Here is a 13,952-nt window from a genome sequence, read left to right on the forward strand (position 1 = left end):
TAGGGTGGAGTGCATGCCTCGCCCCGATGACCGCGCGTCCGACCAGCTCCGTCCCGTCCGCATCCAGCGCGGATGGCTCGACCACGCGGAGGGGTCGGTGCTGGTCGAGTTCGGCGCGACACGAGTGCTGTGCGCCGCGTCCGTTCAGGACTCGGTGCCGCGCTGGCGGCGCGACAGCGGCCTCGGCTGGGTCACCGCCGAGTACGCGATGCTGCCCCGCGCCACCAACACCCGCAACGACCGCGAGTCCGTGAAGGGCCGGATCGGCGGGCGCACCCACGAGATCTCCCGGCTGATCGGCCGCTCCGTCCGCGCGTGCCTCGACTTCAAGGCGCTCGGCGAGAACACCGTCCAGCTCGACTGCGACGTCCTGCAGGCCGATGGCGGCACCCGCACCGCCGCGATCACCGGCGCGTACGTGGCGCTGGCCGACGCGGTGAGCTGGATGCGCGAGCGCAAGCTGCTCAAGGGCGACCCGCTCATCACCTCCGTGTCGGCGATCAGCGTCGGCGTCGTGGACGGCGAGGCCCGCCTCGACCTGTGCTACGAGGAGGACTCCGCCGCCGGCACCGACATGAACGTGGTCTGCACCGGCGACGGCCGGTTCGTCGAGGTGCAGGGCACCGCCGAGGGCACCCCGTTCGACCGCTCCGAACTGGACGCGCTGCTCGACCTCGCGGCCGGCGGCTGCGCCGAGCTGACCCGGCTCCAGGCGGAGGCCCTCGCCCGATGACGCGGATCGTCCTGGCGACCCACAACCCTGGCAAGATCGCCGAGCTGCACCGGATCCTCGGCGGCCTTGAGGTCACCGGCCTCGACGCGTTCCCCGGCGCCCCCGACGTGCCCGAGACGGAGCTGACGTTCGAGGGCAACGCGCTGCTGAAGGCACGCGCGATCGCCGAGTTCACCGGCCTGCCCGCCGTCTCCGACGACTCCGGCCTGTGCGTGGACGCCCTGAACGGGATGCCGGGCGTCCTGTCGGCCCGCTGGTCGGGCCGGTTCGGCGCCGCCACCGGCGACCGCGACGCCGCCAACCTGCAGCTCGTCCTCGACCAGATCGCCGACGTCGCCGACGGGCGGCGCGGTGCGGCGTTCGTGTGCGCGGCCGTCCTGGTCGTCCCGGGCGGCGCGGAGCACCGCGTCGAGGGACGGATGCGCGGCGCCCTGATCCGCGAGCCGCGCGGCACCGGCGGCTTCGGCTACGACCCGATCTTCGTCCCGGACGGCGAGTCCCGCACGACCGCCGAGATGACCCCCGACGAGAAGGACGCCATCAGCCACCGCGGCAAGGCCTTCCGCGCCCTCGCCGCCCTCGTCCCCGCCGCCGTGGCCGCGGAGTCGGCCTGAGCCCGCCGAGCCCCCGCCGCCTCAGCCCCTGCCTCAGCCGTCAACAACCTAGAGATACGCGATCGCGACCGAAGGCAGGTTTCGAGCCTGCGAGAAACCTGATCGCGCAGCGAGCCGCAAGGCGAGCCGGAGCGATGCAGCGATCGCACCGCAGTTCCCGCCGAAGGAGGGCGCTCTAGCGCCCGGCGCCAGGGGAACTGCAATGAACACGCAGTCGGACGAAGGTGCCGTCCCAGCCTGCTCGGAGTTCCATCAGGTCGACGAGGAGGCGGACGGTCCACAGGCCGAAGCCGGGCTGGAGGGCCGTGTCCGGTGGGATGAAGCCCGTGAGCGGGCCGGGGCGCCAGAATCCGTGGTCGCCGATTTCGCAGACGAGGTCGCCGCCGTCCTGCCATGTCCAGAGGCCGATCGGCGGTGTGCCGTGCTGCAGCGCGTTGGCCGCGACCTCGTTGGCGGCCGTGACGAGGTTGCGCGCGGGCTGCTGGGCCAGGCCGTGCTTGTCGGCGCGTTCGCCGATGAACGTCCGCAGCGCGTGCAGGTCGTCGCCTTCGATGGGAAGGTACTCGGCGTCGCGGGGGCGGTCGAAGCGCAGGCCGCGATCGCAGCCGGACCCGAACGTCTCCGGGTCGACGTACTCGGGGCTCGGGCCGTCGTGGTGTCCGGGGGCCAGCAGAAGCGGGTGGGTCCGTCTGGCCTCCGCGACGATTCCGGGCGGCAGGGTCGTGGTGTCGTAGGGGCACAGCGCCCGTGCCCCCGAACTCCCGAACACCACGTTGATGAGGGACTCGTAGCGGATCCATTCCAGGGTCTGCCGCTCGTCCCAGCCGTCCCAGACGGGTTCGGCGAGTGCGCACAGGCTGCGTGGCCGGCTCTGCTTCACGACGGTCTGGTAGTCGCGCAGGGTGTGGACGGGATGCCGGTAGAACTCGGCCGAGTCGAAGTACTGGATGGGCGTGTCGCGGGCCGGGAGGACGTCCTTGAGTGCGGTCAGGTTGGGTTCGCGGACCACGGCGATGACGGCCTGGTCCTTCTCCAGCCCGGATTGGAGGTACGGCACGGTGACCGACAGGAAGTCGTCGATTCCGCGGTACAGGAACGCCTTGTGCTCCAACGCCATCAGGTGCTGCCCTTCGTGTCCGGGAGCGTCCGTTCGCCGCCGCGGGCGAGGCCCGGCAGCCGGTGCCAGCCGACCATCTCGATGACGTTCTCCACATCGGGCGCCAGATGGTCGAGGACCAGCGGCTCGCCGGCGGGCAGCCCGGTCGCGTGCCGGGCCAGCAGGTGCAGGCCGCCGAGGTCGATGAAGCCGAGCCGGGACAGATCGAGGTGGACGCGGCGCCGGTCGCCGCTCACCTGGGCGAGCTTCTCGGCGAACACGGCGTGCCGGGCGGCGTCCAGCTCGCCCTCGACCCGCAGTCCGTCGGGTTCGAACGTGCGCACTATCTTCAGGATCCCGTCATCGAATTCGGGGTTCACTTCCACGAGGACCTCGTGTGTGTCGCGGAGGGCGTTGAGCTCGTCGCGCGGGCACGCGTGGCGGTCGATCTGGCAGATCGCCATGGCCATCGTGCTCGGGGACACCGCGTCGCCCACCCGGTGCTCGCAGCCCAGCATCCGGCCGAGGTCGGGCGGGCCGGGACGGTTCACCAGCCAGCTGTAGTCGGTGGTGATGCGCACGGCGCGGAAACCCTGGTCGAACGCCTCGTCGACCTCGCGGGCGAGGGTGTCGAGCATCATGGAAGGCTCGAACTCGCCCCGCCGGTCGAGGCAGGCGTCCCGCCGGGAGATCACCCGCAGCTGGCCCGTCCTGCCGTAGGCGTCCAGGTCGATGCGGTGCCTCGGGCCGAGGCCGGGAAGCCGCTCGGCCGGGGCGTCGGTCACGTACACGACCTTCTCGTTGGTCCGCAGGGCCTCCTGGACGAACGGCCCGATGACCCGGTCGCGCTCCTCGAAGCCGCTGTAGGCCAGCCAGCCGTGATCGCCCGGCCGCACGTCGCTGACGGGACGCTTGGCGAACCAGGGGGTCTCCCGTTCGCTGATCATGGGGCCTGCCCATCGAGGTCGATGATTCGTCCAGCGTACGCCGCCCGGAAGGTTTTGGAAGCCCAACGCATGGAAGCCCTCACTCTCCGTTCGCGGGGACGGGGAGCGCGATCCTCAGCCGGACGACGCTGCCGCCGTCGCCCGTCCTGATCTGCACGGTGGAGCACAGCAGCCGCACCGCCCACAGCCCGAACCGGCTTCCCGACGCGGTGCCCGTGGGTCGCGGCGGGATCAGCCCGTACCCGGTGCCGGGGGCCCACCGTCCTTCGTCGGCGACCTCGCAGACGAAGGCGGGGTCGCCGCCGGACGTCTCCGTCCACATGCGCAGGACGATGGGCGGCTCGCCGTGGCGCATGGCGTTGGTGACGGCCTCCGTGACCGCGACGAGGAGCCGCTGGAGGTCCTCCTCCGCCAGCGGCGTCTGCCGCGCGTACTCGGTGACGTACGCGCGTAGCCAGTACAGGTCGGCCTTGTCGATCTTCAGGGTGTCGGCGTCGGCCGGCGGAGGCGGCAGCGGCTCGCGGTCGCACTGAGCGCAGTAGGTCCACGGCTCCAGGTATCCGGGGTTGGGCAGCGACCGCCCGCCGCGCACGGTCTCGGGGTGGGTCTTGCGGGCCGCCGCGACGATGCCCGCCGGGAGCGTCGCCGAGTACGGGCACATGAGCGCCGCGCCGGTGCCGCGGAACGCGATGTTGATGACGGCCTCGGTCCGCTGCCATTCGGCGATCTCCATCGGGGACCGCGCCGTCCACGCCGGCTCCCCGAGGACGCGCAGCCGGCGTCCCCGCCGGGCGGTTTCGTCGGCCTCGCTCAGGCAGTCCGCGAGGGTCCGCGCCGGGTGCGCGTACCAGGCGGACGGTTCGCTGAACTCGACGCCGGCGTCGGCCGGGCCGAGCGCGTCGCGCAGCAGCATCTCCTGCCCCGTCCCGCAGACGGCGAGGACGCGGTCACCGGCGTCCAGCCCGTCCAGCAGGAAGGGGAGGGCGCCGTCGAGGAACTGGTCCGCGCCGTCGTAGGGCAGCAGACGATGCGTGAATGGAGCGTTCACGACGGTCCCCGGCGAGCTTGTGATCATGGCGTCACCGACTGTGTCGACGGCCTGACCCGTCAAGCCTAGGCCGCCCGCCCCCGGCCTGCCGAGAGCGTTTTTCAAATGATGCCGTCGGAATCGCGGCGCCGCTGTCCGCAATCCCGGTGCGGGCCTGTCCCTTATCCGGCCCGGCCGCGTGCCGCACGGGCGGCCGTGTCCGCCGGCCGGGGCAGGGCCCGGCGCGGAGGTCCGTACAGGACGGCGCGGAGCCCGGGTGTGAGCCGGGCGATTAATTCATCGCGCGGCATCGACGTGACGGGTTCCACGCCGAGGATGTAGCGCGCGAAGATCACGCCGGCGAGCTGCGCGCCGAACACGCCGGTGCGGTTCCGGACATCGGGGCCGCCGACGTGGTCGGCGATGCGGCCGATCAGCTCGTTCTCGACGATGTCGCGCACCAGCCGGGCGAGTTCGGGGTCCTGGACCGCGGCCCGGACCATCAGCACCAGCGGGCGGCCCCGCTCCGGGTCGTCCCACGCGGTCAGAAGGGCGCGCAGGACGCGTTCGGGCAGCGCCGCGGGATCGCCGGGCAGGGCGCCCGCGAGCACCTCCGGCGGATTGGCGATCAGCCCGAGCACCGCGCCGAACAGGCCCTTCTTCGATCCGAAGAAGTAGCTGATCAGCGCGGCGTCCACACCGGCCTCGGCGGCGATGGAGCGCATCGTGACGGGCCCGTAGCCGTCGGCGAGGAACCGGCGGCGGGCCACCGCGAGGATCTCCTCGCGGGTGTCGGGGCTGCCGCGCCGCCGGCCGCGGGCGGCCGCGGATTTATTCATCATGGTTGAAATATAGCCGGGGCGGCGGCCAGATTCGGGGTGAGCGAACAGAAACCGAGCACGTCGTCCAAGGAGGCTCACCATGGCCGCCCGTTCAGCCGGAGGCGGGACCGTCCATCGCGCGGTGCTGCCGACCGTGATGCTGTCCCTCGCCACGGTCGTGTCCGCCGTGGCGTCTCTCAACACCGCGATACCGTCCATCGCCCGCGACACCCGCGCGGGCCAGACGGAACTGGCGTGGATCATCGACGCCTATGCGCTCGTCTTCGCCGCGCTGCTGCTGCTCGGCGGCGCCGTCGGCGACCGGTACGGGCGCCGCCGCGCCCTCGCCGCCGGGCTCATCGTGTTCGGCGCGGGCTCGGCCGCTGCGGCGCTGGCCAGCGACCCGAACTGGCTGATCGCGATGCGCGGGGTCCTCGGCGTCGGCGCCGCCCTGGTCATGCCCGCGACGCTGTCGACGATCACGTCGACGTTCCCGGCGGAGCAGCGCACCCGCGCGGTCGGGGCGTGGGCGGGCGTCGCCGGCGCCAGCGCGATCTTCGGGCTGCTCGCCTCGGGCGCGCTGCTGGAGGCGTGGTCGTGGCGGTCGGTCTTCGTGCTGAACGTCGTGCTCGCGGTGATCGCGCTCGTCGCGACCCTCGCGGTCGTCCCCGAGTCCGCCGACCCGGACGCGCCCAGGCTCGACCTGACCGGCGCCGCCATCACCGTCGCCGGGCTGGGGATCGGCGTCTACTCCATCATCGAGGCGCCCACGGAGGGCTGGACGAGCGTGCGGACCCTGGGCGGACTGGCCGCCGGGATCGTCATCCTCGCGGGCTTCGTCGGCTGGGAGCTGAAGCGGCCGAACCCGCTGCTGGACCCGAGGCTGTTCCGCATCCGGCCGTTCTCCGCGGGCGCGCTGTCGATCACCCTGCAGTTCTTCGCCTTCTTCGGGTTCATCTTCATCGTCCTGCAGTACCTGCAGCTCGTGAAGGACGAGAGTGCGCTGGTCGGGGCGCTCATGCTGCTGCCGATGGCGCTCACGATGATGCCGTTCGCCCGCGGCGTCGCGCCGCGGCTCGCCGCCAAGCTCGGCGCGCCCCGGGTCATCACCGCCGGCCTGCTCCTGGTGAGCGTCGCGCTGCTGATCCTCTCCCGGCTGGACGAGACCAGCTCGTACTGGCTCCTGCTGACGGGCCTGCTCCCGCTCGGCGCCGGCATGGGACTGGCCATGACCCCCGCGACGGCCGCGATCACCGACGCGCTTCCGCAGGACAAGCAGGGTGTCGGCTCCGCGATGAACGACCTGGCGAGGGAACTCGGCGGTGCGCTCGGCATCGCCGTCCTCGGCAGCCTCCTCCAGTCCGGCTACCGCGCGAACCTGAACACCGAGGGGCTGCCCGGCCCGGTCGCGGAGCGGGCGGAGTCGTCCCTCGCGCTGGCGCTGAGGGCCGGCCCCCAGGTCGCGGAGCAGGCACGAGCGGCGTTCGCGGACGGCGTCCAGTCGGCGATGCTGACCGCGTCGATCGCCCTGGCCGTCACGGCCGTCGCCGTAGCGGCCCTGTCCCGCGCGCACCGCTCCGGAGCGGGCAAATCCATTGCCGGGCCCGCCGATCAGAACGCTAAGCTGAACGCGCTTCCTGACGGCACCGGCGGGCGTGGCGAAATCAGGTATACGCGGCAGGTTTAGGTCCTGTTGGTGGCGACACCGTGGGGGTTCGAATCCCCCCGCCCGCACCCTGACCGCGGCGAACCGGCCCGCACCGAGCGGGCCGGTTCTTCACGTGCGGCGGGCTAGAGCCCGAGGTCGCGGCGGAGGCGCTCCACGTGGCCGGTGGCCTTCACGTTGTAGTACGCCTTCTCGATCTTGCCGTCGGCGTCGATGAGGAAGGTGGAGCGGATCACGCCGACGACGACCTTGCCGTACAGCTTCTTCTCCCCGTACGCGCCGTAGGACTTCAGGACCTCGGCGTCCGGGTCGGACAGCAGCGGGAAGGTCAGGCCCTCCTTCTCCCGGAACTTCGCCAGCTTGGCCGGCTTGTCGGGGGAGACGCCGACGACGGTGACCCCGGCGGCCTCCAGGTCGCCGAGGCTGCTCTCGAAGTCGACCGACTCCTTCGTGCAGCCGGGCGTCATGGCCGCCGGGTAGAAGTAGAGGATCACGCGCTTCCCGCGCAGCGAGGACAGCGACACCGGGGACGCGTCGGCGTCGGGAAGCTCGAAATCGGGGGCGACGTCGCCCGGCTGCAGCCGCTCGGACACCCTGGCCCGCCTTTCGCTCGGATGGTGGCTCCAACCGTACCGTCCGGGGTACGCCGGGCGTTCGGTGGGAAGACCTGCCAGACTGTTCGGATCATGCTTCGCAGGACATGGTCTCGCCCCACACGATAAGGACACGGCATGGCTGACAGGCCCAGCGACCCGGAAGGGCTGGAGAAGTACATAGAGCGCAACGTCCAGGAGCTCGCCCGCAACGTCGACGAACTCTCCGACCGGGTCCATCCGAGGAAGGCCGCCAAGCGGGGCGCCGAGCGGCTGAAGGAGGAGGCGGGTCAGGTCGCCAGGGCCGTCGGCGCGATGGTGCGTCCGTCCGCGGACGGCAAGGCCGTCGACGACGAGGAGGCCGGGGGCGGCGGGCTCGACAAGCGCCTGGTGCTGGCCGGTGTCGGGGTCGCCGTCACCGTGACCGCCCTGGTCCTCTTGAACCGTAGGCGCAAACGCCGCTGAGCCCCGTCAGTGAGGCGCCGGTCCGCGGTCTGCGGCCGGCGCCTTTTCGCGTCGTGACGCCGCCTCTTCGTCCGGGGGCGGGGCGCTGCGGGAAGCCGCGGGCGAGGAGTTCGGCGACGACGCGCAGTTCGGCGAGCTCGGCGCGGCACTGCGGGCAGTCCCGCAGATGCGCCGACAACTCGTCGGCCTCGGCGCCGGGCAGCCGTCCGAGGGCATAGACGCCGAGGCCGATGCGGTACTCCCCGCAATCCGTTCCTCCCACACCATGGAGTACGGGTCCGGGGCCCGTCCCGTTCAGTCAGGTGAACTGGGGGAGGTGCTCGCGGTGGGCGGCCAGGCCCTCGTCGAGGATCTTCTCGGCGGTGTGCTTGCTCCGGATGAACGGGTGCGCCATCAGGGCCTGCAGGGCGGTCCGGCGGTCGCCGGTGACGGCGGCGTCGGACGCGAGCCGCTCGTAAGCGTGGATCGCCTGGGTGAGACCGCGCACCGGCCCGGGGAGCGGGCCCATCGTCAGCGGGACCGGACCGGAACGTCCGACGAGTGACGGGACCTCGACGATCGCGTCCGGGTCCAGGGACGGGATCGCGCCGTTGTTGCGGGTGTTGACGATCATCCGGCGGCCCTCGTCGCGGTGCAGGGCGCAGATGACGTCCACGGCGAACTCGCCGTGCTCGCCCCCGCCGCGCTCGCGGGACGGGTTCGGGTCGGCCTTCCCGGATTCGGCGGTGACCTGCTCGTAGTAGGCGGGGAGCATGGCGAGGATGTCTTGCGCGCGGGTCGTGCCCTTCTTGCGCAGTTCCACGACGACGTCGTCGTGGAAGAAGTAGTACTTCGCGTAGGAGTTCGGTAGGAAACCGAGGGTCTTGGCGAGTTCGGCCATGCGGGACGGGTCGCGCCACGGCGTCGCACCGCCGCCGGGGACCTTCAGGTCGTCCAGCAGCAGCGGGACGTCGAGGTCGTGGCCGTCGAGCCGGAGCCGCTGCGCCCAGGTGGCGTGGTTGAGGCCGGTCCAGTCGGCCTCCAGCCCGTCGGACGGGAGGCCCAGCAGGTCGGCCCACATCTCGGTGTCGCCGATGGCCTGGTCGCACAGCCCGATGATGCGCGCGCCGGTGGTGCGGGCGACGGCGTCGGTGACGACGTTCGTGGGGTTGGTGTAGTTGACGATCCAGGCGTCCGGGCCGGCGGCGGACGCGATCTCCAGCAGGACGGGAACGGAGCGCAGCGCCATCAGGAATCCGCCCGGCCCGGCCGTCTCCTGCCCCACGACGCCGTGCTTGAGGGGGATCGACTCGTCCAGGTGACGGGCGGCGAGACCGCCGGGACGGAACGTCGTGAAGACGTAGGAGGCGCCGTCCAGCGCGGCCTTGAGGTCGGTGTGCGCGGAGACGGTGATCGCGGCGTCCCGCGCGGCGAACATGTTGCGCGCCAGCCGCGTCATGACGACCAGGTGCGCGGTGTCGATGTCGTAGCAGGACACCTCCGTGCCCGCCAGGTCGCCGGCGCGGTGCAGCAGGCCCCGGATCACGCCGGGCATGTAGCCGCTGCCCGCCCCGATGATCGCGATCTTCACCGGGGCTCCAGGTCCGGCGGCGACACGGTGAAGCGGGCCTCGACGGCCGCGCGGACGATCTGCGTCGCGGGCTCCAGGTCGATCGGCTCGGGCTCGTCGGGCGCGTCGCCGAGACCCCGCCCGTACGCGGCGGCCAGCGTGACGGGACCGCCCGCGTCCTGGGGCCGGCCGAGCCCCTCGTCCGACAGCTCGACCAGGCCGGTGAGCCGGGACCCGAGCGCCTCGGCGTAGCTGCGGGCGCGTTCGACGGCCTCGTGGGCGGCCTGCCGCGCGGCCCGCCTGTACACCTCGCTGTCGCGCCGCAGCTCCCATTCGGGGCCGTCCACGTAGGTGCGCTCCAGGTCGCCGAGCCGGGTGACGAGCTCGCCGAGCACCCCGAAATCCGCGACCGTGATCTTGATCCAGACGGTGCCGCGGTAGGCGCGGATGTCCCCTTCGCGCCGCTTGTACTTCAGCAGCGGCGTGATCGACAGCCCACCCGTCTCCAGCTTCTCCACGGCCTCGCCGTAGGACTTGACCAGGTCGAGGCAGCGCTGGTTGCGCTCGGTGAGCCTGCCGAGGGCCGCGCGCCGGTCGGACTCCTGCGACTGGACGTGCACCGACAGCCGCGCGATCTCCGGTTCGGCCTCCACCACCGCCTCACCGCGAACACTGATCATGGGAGCGTCGCTCATACGACCCAACCTAAGCCACCGGAGCACGGATCGTGCGGCCGGAGCGAGCGCAGCGAGCGCAGGTCGCACGATCCGCCGAGCCGGGCGACCGCAGCGACACGACACCGGCCTGCACGGTCATGACGACCGAAACCGTGTCGTGAGGATCGACCGGCTCGCCCGGGGGTCGAAGGGGGTCGCCCCCCTTCACAGAAACGTCGAGCCGGGCGACCGCAGCGACACGTCGCCGGCCTGCACGGTCATGACGACCGGGACCGTGTCGTGAGGATCGACCGGCTCGTCCGGGGGTCGAAGGGGGTCGCCCCCCTTCACAGGAAAGTTCGGCCCTCGCCTCGGTAGGTCGGGACGGTCCGGACTACTCGGTCGTCGTCGATCAGGTGTAGCGCGGCGAACCGTTCGCACAGTTCGCCCGCCTTGGTGTGCCGGAACCAGACGCGGTCGCCGATGGACAGCAGGTCGGCGGAGCGGCCGAGCAGCGGTGTCTGCACCTCACCGGCGCCCTCGTTGACGTCGTAGGACAGGCCGGTCGGCAGGTACGGCTGGGGCAGCCGGACGGCGTCGGCGGGGCCGGAGGCGAGGTAGCCGCCGCCGAGGCAGGTCGCGACGCCGGGTGCGGGGCGCCGGACGACCGGCAGGGCGAACAGCGCGGCGGGACGTCCGCTGAAGTTGGAGTACTGGTCGAACAGGTGCGGCTGGTAGAGGCCGGAGCCGGCGGCGACCTCGGTGACCGCGCGCTCGGCGGCGGTCTTCTCGACGCTGCCGGTGCCGCCGCCGTTGACGAACTCCAGGTCGGTGAGCTCGCGGACGGCGCGGACGATCGCGGCGCGGCGGCGGGCCAGCTCGATCCGGGACCGCTGCTGCATGGTGCGGATGACGCGGCCCCGCGCGGGGCGTCCCGGGGGGACGTCCCCGACGCCGGCGATCTGCGACTCGTAGGCCATGAGCCCGGCGAGTTCGAGCGAGGGGCGCTTGAGGATCCGCTCGGTGAACGCGCAGACCTGGGCGGGGGTGCGCAGCGGGGAGCGCAGCGCGCCGATGCGGACCCGTCCGGCCAGGGGGCGGTAGGAGGCGTCGATGTCGATGCAGACGCGGACCGTGCGGTCGCCGGCGGCCGACTCGATCAGGTCGAGGTGCTCGGGGGAGTCCACCATGAGCGTGACGGCGCGGGAGGCGGCGGGGTCGGCGGCCAGCGCGGCGATGGCCGTCCGGTCGGCGGTGGGGTAGGCGACGAGGATGTCGTCGCTGACGCCCTCGGCGGCCAGCCAGAGCGCCTCGGGGAGGGTGAACGCCATGATCCCCGCGAAGCCGTCCATGGCGAGGACGTCCTCCAGCAGCGCCCGGCAGCGCACCGACTTGCTGGCCACGCGGATCGGCTTACCGGCGGCGCGGCGGACGAGGCCGGCGGCGTTGGCGCGGAAGGCCGCCAGGTCGACGACGGCGAACGGCGCCTCGATCCCGGCCGTCGCGGCGTCATAGCGGTCCCGGAGGTTCATGCTGGCCAGACTGCCATATTACCGGCGAATGTGAAAACCTCTCACGTAACGTCGATCAGCCGCCGCGCGGATGGGAGGCGAAGAATTCCCAGAGCATCGCGCTCGCCCTGTCCGGCCACTGGTGGCCGCCGCCCTCGATCTTGCAGAAGGCCACCGCGACGCCCTCGCCCCCCTTGCCGGTGCTCTCGCACACGGTGTCGTCGGTCAGCGCCTTCACCGGCCTGCTCGGTTCGGGAAGCCCGGCGACCCGGCGCCAGAAGTCGACCGCCTTCGACACGGGCGGGAACGGCCGCCGGTCGTTGAAGTCGCGGTTCCCGCCGCCGTTGAAGGGCACGCTGCGGTCCGCCGTCCCGTGGAAGATCATCGCCGAGACGGGCCGGCCGGGATCGCACTCGGTCACCAGCGCCCCCTCCACGACCCCGATCGCGGCGACCTTCCCGGGCTTCTCGCAGGCCATCCGGTACGCCATCCCGGCGCCGTTGGAGAACCCGGTGACGTAGACGCGGCCCGGGTCGGCCAGCCCGGCGCCGGTGAGCTTGTCGATGAGCTTGGTCAGGAACCCGACGTCGTCCACGTTGCCGATCTTCGCCGCGCCGCAGCAGTCGCCCGCGTTCCACGTCGTCATGACGCCGTTCGGGTAGGCGACGAGGAAGCCGTTCTCGTCCGACAGCCGGTTGAAGCCGGACAGGTCCTCCATCTTGCCCATGGTGGCGAGACCGCCGTGCAGGGCGATGACCAGCGCGGGCGGGTCGGCGGGCTTGCCGTCCTTCCACGTGCCGCCGGTCACCTTGGACGGGACGTGCAGCAGGAATTCGCGGTGCCCGATCGTCCCCACGTCGATCTTCTGCTTATGCGTGCCCTCCGAGGTGGGGATCCCGTCCACCTTCGCCGGCCGTTCGCCCTCCCCGCCCGCGCCCCCGCCGGTCTCGTTCGTGCAGCCCGCGAGGACGAGGGTGACCGCCAGAACCACGAGCAGGAATCGCCGCATGGAAGCAAAACTAACCTCAAAGCGCGACCACAAACTACTCATCAGTAGTGATCGGGGTGATCCTCACCTCACGGGTCTCGGCCCCCGCGGCCGCGAAGCCGATCATCCGGTGAGCCTCCGCCTCCAGTGCCTCCGCGTCGCCCGATGACAGCTCGTCGTAGGTCCGGATCGTCAGCACGGCCTCGCCGCGCCTGGTCTCCAGCGTCCACTCGCCCGCGGTGAAACCGTCCACGAGGACGATGCTCGGGACCGGCCGCCGGACCCGGTAGTTCTGCGCCTCGAAGCGGCCGGTGACGACCCGGCCGCGGTCGGCGTGGGAGAGCAGCAGGTTGTCGAAGTCGTACAGCAGGCGCGGCGGGGCGGGCGTGTCCGGGTCGGGACGCGGCGCATCCGGCAGATCGAACAGCTCGCGCCCGTTCTCGTCCTCGAACGCGACCAGGCGCGGACGCAGCCGCTCCATCACCTCCTTGAGCCTGGTGAGCCCCGACCAGGTCTGCACGTCCATCACGCTCGCCGGCCCGAACGCGGCCAGGTGGCGCAGGATCATCTCCTCCGGCGACGCGTCCCCAGCGAGGGGCCGCCCGAGCCACGCCTCGGCGGTCGTGTGCGCGATCGGGCCGCTGCGCCCCCACATGCCGCGCGGCGGGACCTGCACCAGCGCCATCCGGTTGCGCGCCGCGTAGGCGAGCGACGCTCCGGGGCGGTCGCCCCAGCCCGCCTTGCGCCCGTGCTCGGCCAGCAGTTCGCCGAGCTGCTTGCCGGTCAGCGGCTTCTCCTCCAGGAACGGCCGGGCGGCGGCGACCAGCTCGTCCATGTCGAGCCCCTCGACCGGCTTCGCGTGCGTGAAGTTGCGGAACAGGTCCCGGTCGAGGACGGGCTGGATCAGCGGCCGCAACCACAGCGCGTCCCGCGCGCTGACCAGGTGGATCGTGGACCGCATCAACGCGAGCCGGACGATCCGGCGTTCGGCGAGCAGCTCCGACACGTCCTCCGGCGTGATCCCGTCGAGCCGGCTCCCCAGCCCGATGTACCAGGTGTGCGGGGTCTGCGCCTGAAGCCCGGCGAGCCGTTCGACGGCCTCGACGACGGGCATGTCCGCCCGTGCGAGGAGGAGTTGCCGGGCCAGCGTGGCGCGGTTCAGGGCGCGCCGGGAGAGTCGCTCTGTCATGCGGGTCATTCTCGCGCCCGCGGCCGGACATGTGTAGAACGGATCATTCCGTTCTGGTAGACTGAAGCAGTACAAACCACACTAAAGGGGGCAGCCC

The 13,952-nt window shown here is 72.1% G+C and carries 15 protein-coding genes and 1 tRNA gene; 5 read left to right on the forward strand and 11 right to left on the reverse strand.

The features are described 5' to 3' along the window. Positions 1-13: 13 nt before the first annotated feature. Both rph and rdgB read left to right on the forward strand, forming a co-directional pair. Positions 14-733, forward strand: coding sequence for a ribonuclease PH (gene rph / locus AB0C35_RS35050; protein WP_358465790.1), 720 nt, complete (start codon positions 14-16; stop codon positions 731-733). After that, complete coding sequence (gene rdgB / locus AB0C35_RS35055; protein ID WP_358465792.1) at positions 730-1,347, forward strand: RdgB/HAM1 family non-canonical purine NTP pyrophosphatase; 618 nt, start codon at positions 730-732, stop codon at positions 1,345-1,347. The genes rph and rdgB overlap by 4 nt, the downstream gene beginning before the upstream one ends. 175 nt (positions 1,348-1,522) lie before the next feature. Here rdgB and AB0C35_RS35060 read toward each other — a convergent pair whose 3' ends face one another. The 4 genes from AB0C35_RS35060 to AB0C35_RS35075 all read right to left on the reverse strand — a co-directional run bounded on the left by AB0C35_RS35060 (position 1,523) and on the right by AB0C35_RS35075 (position 5,259). Next, positions 1,523-2,464, reverse strand: a complete 942-nt coding sequence (locus AB0C35_RS35060) for a sensor histidine kinase (RefSeq protein WP_358465794.1) — start codon at positions 2,462-2,464, stop codon at positions 1,523-1,525. Further along, complete coding sequence (locus tag AB0C35_RS35065; protein ID WP_358465796.1) at positions 2,464-3,390, reverse strand: MEDS domain-containing protein; 927 nt, start codon at positions 3,388-3,390, stop codon at positions 2,464-2,466. The genes AB0C35_RS35060 and AB0C35_RS35065 overlap by 1 nt, the downstream gene beginning before the upstream one ends. A 79-nt stretch (positions 3,391-3,469) precedes the next feature. Then, entirely contained in the window at positions 3,470-4,438 is a 969-nt protein-coding gene (locus tag AB0C35_RS35070) for a sensor histidine kinase (RefSeq protein WP_358465798.1), read from the reverse strand. A gap of 161 nt (positions 4,439-4,599) precedes the next feature. Then, positions 4,600-5,259: a TetR family transcriptional regulator gene (locus AB0C35_RS35075; protein ID WP_358465800.1), complete on the reverse strand. Its 660-nt coding sequence runs from the start codon at positions 5,257-5,259 to the stop codon at positions 4,600-4,602. A gap of 79 nt (positions 5,260-5,338) precedes the next feature. Between AB0C35_RS35075 and AB0C35_RS35080 the strand changes: the two genes are divergently transcribed. Together AB0C35_RS35080 and AB0C35_RS35085 are read left to right on the forward strand one after the other, a co-directional pair. Further along, positions 5,339-6,925, forward strand: coding sequence for an MFS transporter (locus tag AB0C35_RS35080; RefSeq protein WP_358465802.1), 1,587 nt, complete (start codon positions 5,339-5,341; stop codon positions 6,923-6,925). Continuing rightward, a tRNA-Leu gene (locus AB0C35_RS35085) sits at positions 6,888-6,972 on the forward strand. Before AB0C35_RS35080 ends, AB0C35_RS35085 begins: the two co-directional genes overlap by 38 nt. Before the next feature lie 57 nt (positions 6,973-7,029). Here AB0C35_RS35085 and bcp read toward each other — a convergent pair. Further along, entirely contained in the window at positions 7,030-7,497 is a 468-nt protein-coding gene (gene bcp / locus AB0C35_RS35090) for a thioredoxin-dependent thiol peroxidase (RefSeq protein ID WP_358465804.1), read from the reverse strand. A 138-nt stretch (positions 7,498-7,635) separates the two neighbouring features. Here bcp and AB0C35_RS35095 point away from each other — a divergent pair, with 138 nt between their 5' ends. After that, positions 7,636-7,962, forward strand: a complete 327-nt coding sequence (locus AB0C35_RS35095) for a DUF3618 domain-containing protein (RefSeq protein WP_358465806.1) — start codon at positions 7,636-7,638, stop codon at positions 7,960-7,962. On the opposite strand, the gene AB0C35_RS35100 is transcribed toward AB0C35_RS35095, so the two are convergent. The 6 genes from AB0C35_RS35100 to AB0C35_RS35125 all read right to left on the reverse strand — a co-directional run bounded on the left by AB0C35_RS35100 (position 7,913) and on the right by AB0C35_RS35125 (position 13,855). Next, positions 7,913-8,224 (reverse strand): zf-HC2 domain-containing protein, encoded by a 312-nt coding sequence (locus AB0C35_RS35100; protein ID WP_358465808.1) that lies wholly within the window; start codon positions 8,222-8,224, stop codon positions 7,913-7,915. The genes AB0C35_RS35095 and AB0C35_RS35100 overlap by 50 nt on opposite strands. A 36-nt stretch (positions 8,225-8,260) precedes the next feature. Continuing rightward, positions 8,261-9,532, reverse strand: a complete 1,272-nt coding sequence (locus AB0C35_RS35105) for a glycoside hydrolase family 4 (RefSeq protein ID WP_358465810.1) — start codon at positions 9,530-9,532, stop codon at positions 8,261-8,263. Beyond that, entirely contained in the window at positions 9,529-10,206 is a 678-nt protein-coding gene (locus AB0C35_RS35110) for an SIMPL domain-containing protein (protein ID WP_358465812.1), read from the reverse strand. Before AB0C35_RS35110 ends, AB0C35_RS35105 begins: the two co-directional genes overlap by 4 nt. Before the next feature lie 308 nt (positions 10,207-10,514). Further along, positions 10,515-11,699, reverse strand: a complete 1,185-nt coding sequence (locus AB0C35_RS35115) for an amino acid deaminase/aldolase (protein WP_358465814.1) — start codon at positions 11,697-11,699, stop codon at positions 10,515-10,517. Between the two features lie 55 nt (positions 11,700-11,754). After that, a complete protein-coding gene (locus AB0C35_RS35120) occupies positions 11,755-12,687 on the reverse strand; it encodes a PHB depolymerase family esterase (protein WP_358465816.1) in 933 nt (310 codons plus the stop codon). Between the two features lie 34 nt (positions 12,688-12,721). Continuing rightward, positions 12,722-13,855 (reverse strand): winged helix DNA-binding domain-containing protein, encoded by a 1,134-nt coding sequence (locus AB0C35_RS35125; RefSeq protein ID WP_358465818.1) that lies wholly within the window; start codon positions 13,853-13,855, stop codon positions 12,722-12,724. Positions 13,856-13,952: the final 97 nt, after the last annotated feature.

The sequence above is a fragment of the Spirillospora sp. NPDC048819 genome (assembly GCF_040650055.1).
Taxonomy (GTDB): Bacteria; Actinomycetota; Actinomycetes; order Streptosporangiales; family Streptosporangiaceae; genus Spirillospora.

Coding starts and splice junctions, on each gene's coding strand:
- rph (WP_358465790.1), top strand. CDS start 14: ATGCCTCGCCCCGATGACCGCGCGTCCGACCAGCTCCGTCCCGTCCGC.
- AB0C35_RS35120 (WP_358465816.1), bottom strand. CDS start 12,687: ATGCGGCGATTCCTGCTCGTGGTTCTGGCGGTCACCCTCGTCCTCGCG.
- AB0C35_RS35095 (WP_358465806.1), top strand. CDS start 7,636: ATGGCTGACAGGCCCAGCGACCCGGAAGGGCTGGAGAAGTACATAGAG.
- AB0C35_RS35080 (WP_358465802.1), top strand. CDS start 5,339: ATGGCCGCCCGTTCAGCCGGAGGCGGGACCGTCCATCGCGCGGTGCTG.
- AB0C35_RS35075 (WP_358465800.1), bottom strand. CDS start 5,259: ATGATGAATAAATCCGCGGCCGCCCGCGGCCGGCGGCGCGGCAGCCCC.
- AB0C35_RS35110 (WP_358465812.1), bottom strand. CDS start 10,206: ATGAGCGACGCTCCCATGATCAGTGTTCGCGGTGAGGCGGTGGTGGAG.
- rdgB (WP_358465792.1), top strand. CDS start 730: ATGACGCGGATCGTCCTGGCGACCCACAACCCTGGCAAGATCGCCGAG.
- AB0C35_RS35115 (WP_358465814.1), bottom strand. CDS start 11,699: ATGAACCTCCGGGACCGCTATGACGCCGCGACGGCCGGGATCGAGGCG.
- AB0C35_RS35065 (WP_358465796.1), bottom strand. CDS start 3,390: ATGATCAGCGAACGGGAGACCCCCTGGTTCGCCAAGCGTCCCGTCAGC.
- AB0C35_RS35125 (WP_358465818.1), bottom strand. CDS start 13,855: ATGACAGAGCGACTCTCCCGGCGCGCCCTGAACCGCGCCACGCTGGCC.
- AB0C35_RS35060 (WP_358465794.1), bottom strand. CDS start 2,464: ATGGCGTTGGAGCACAAGGCGTTCCTGTACCGCGGAATCGACGACTTC.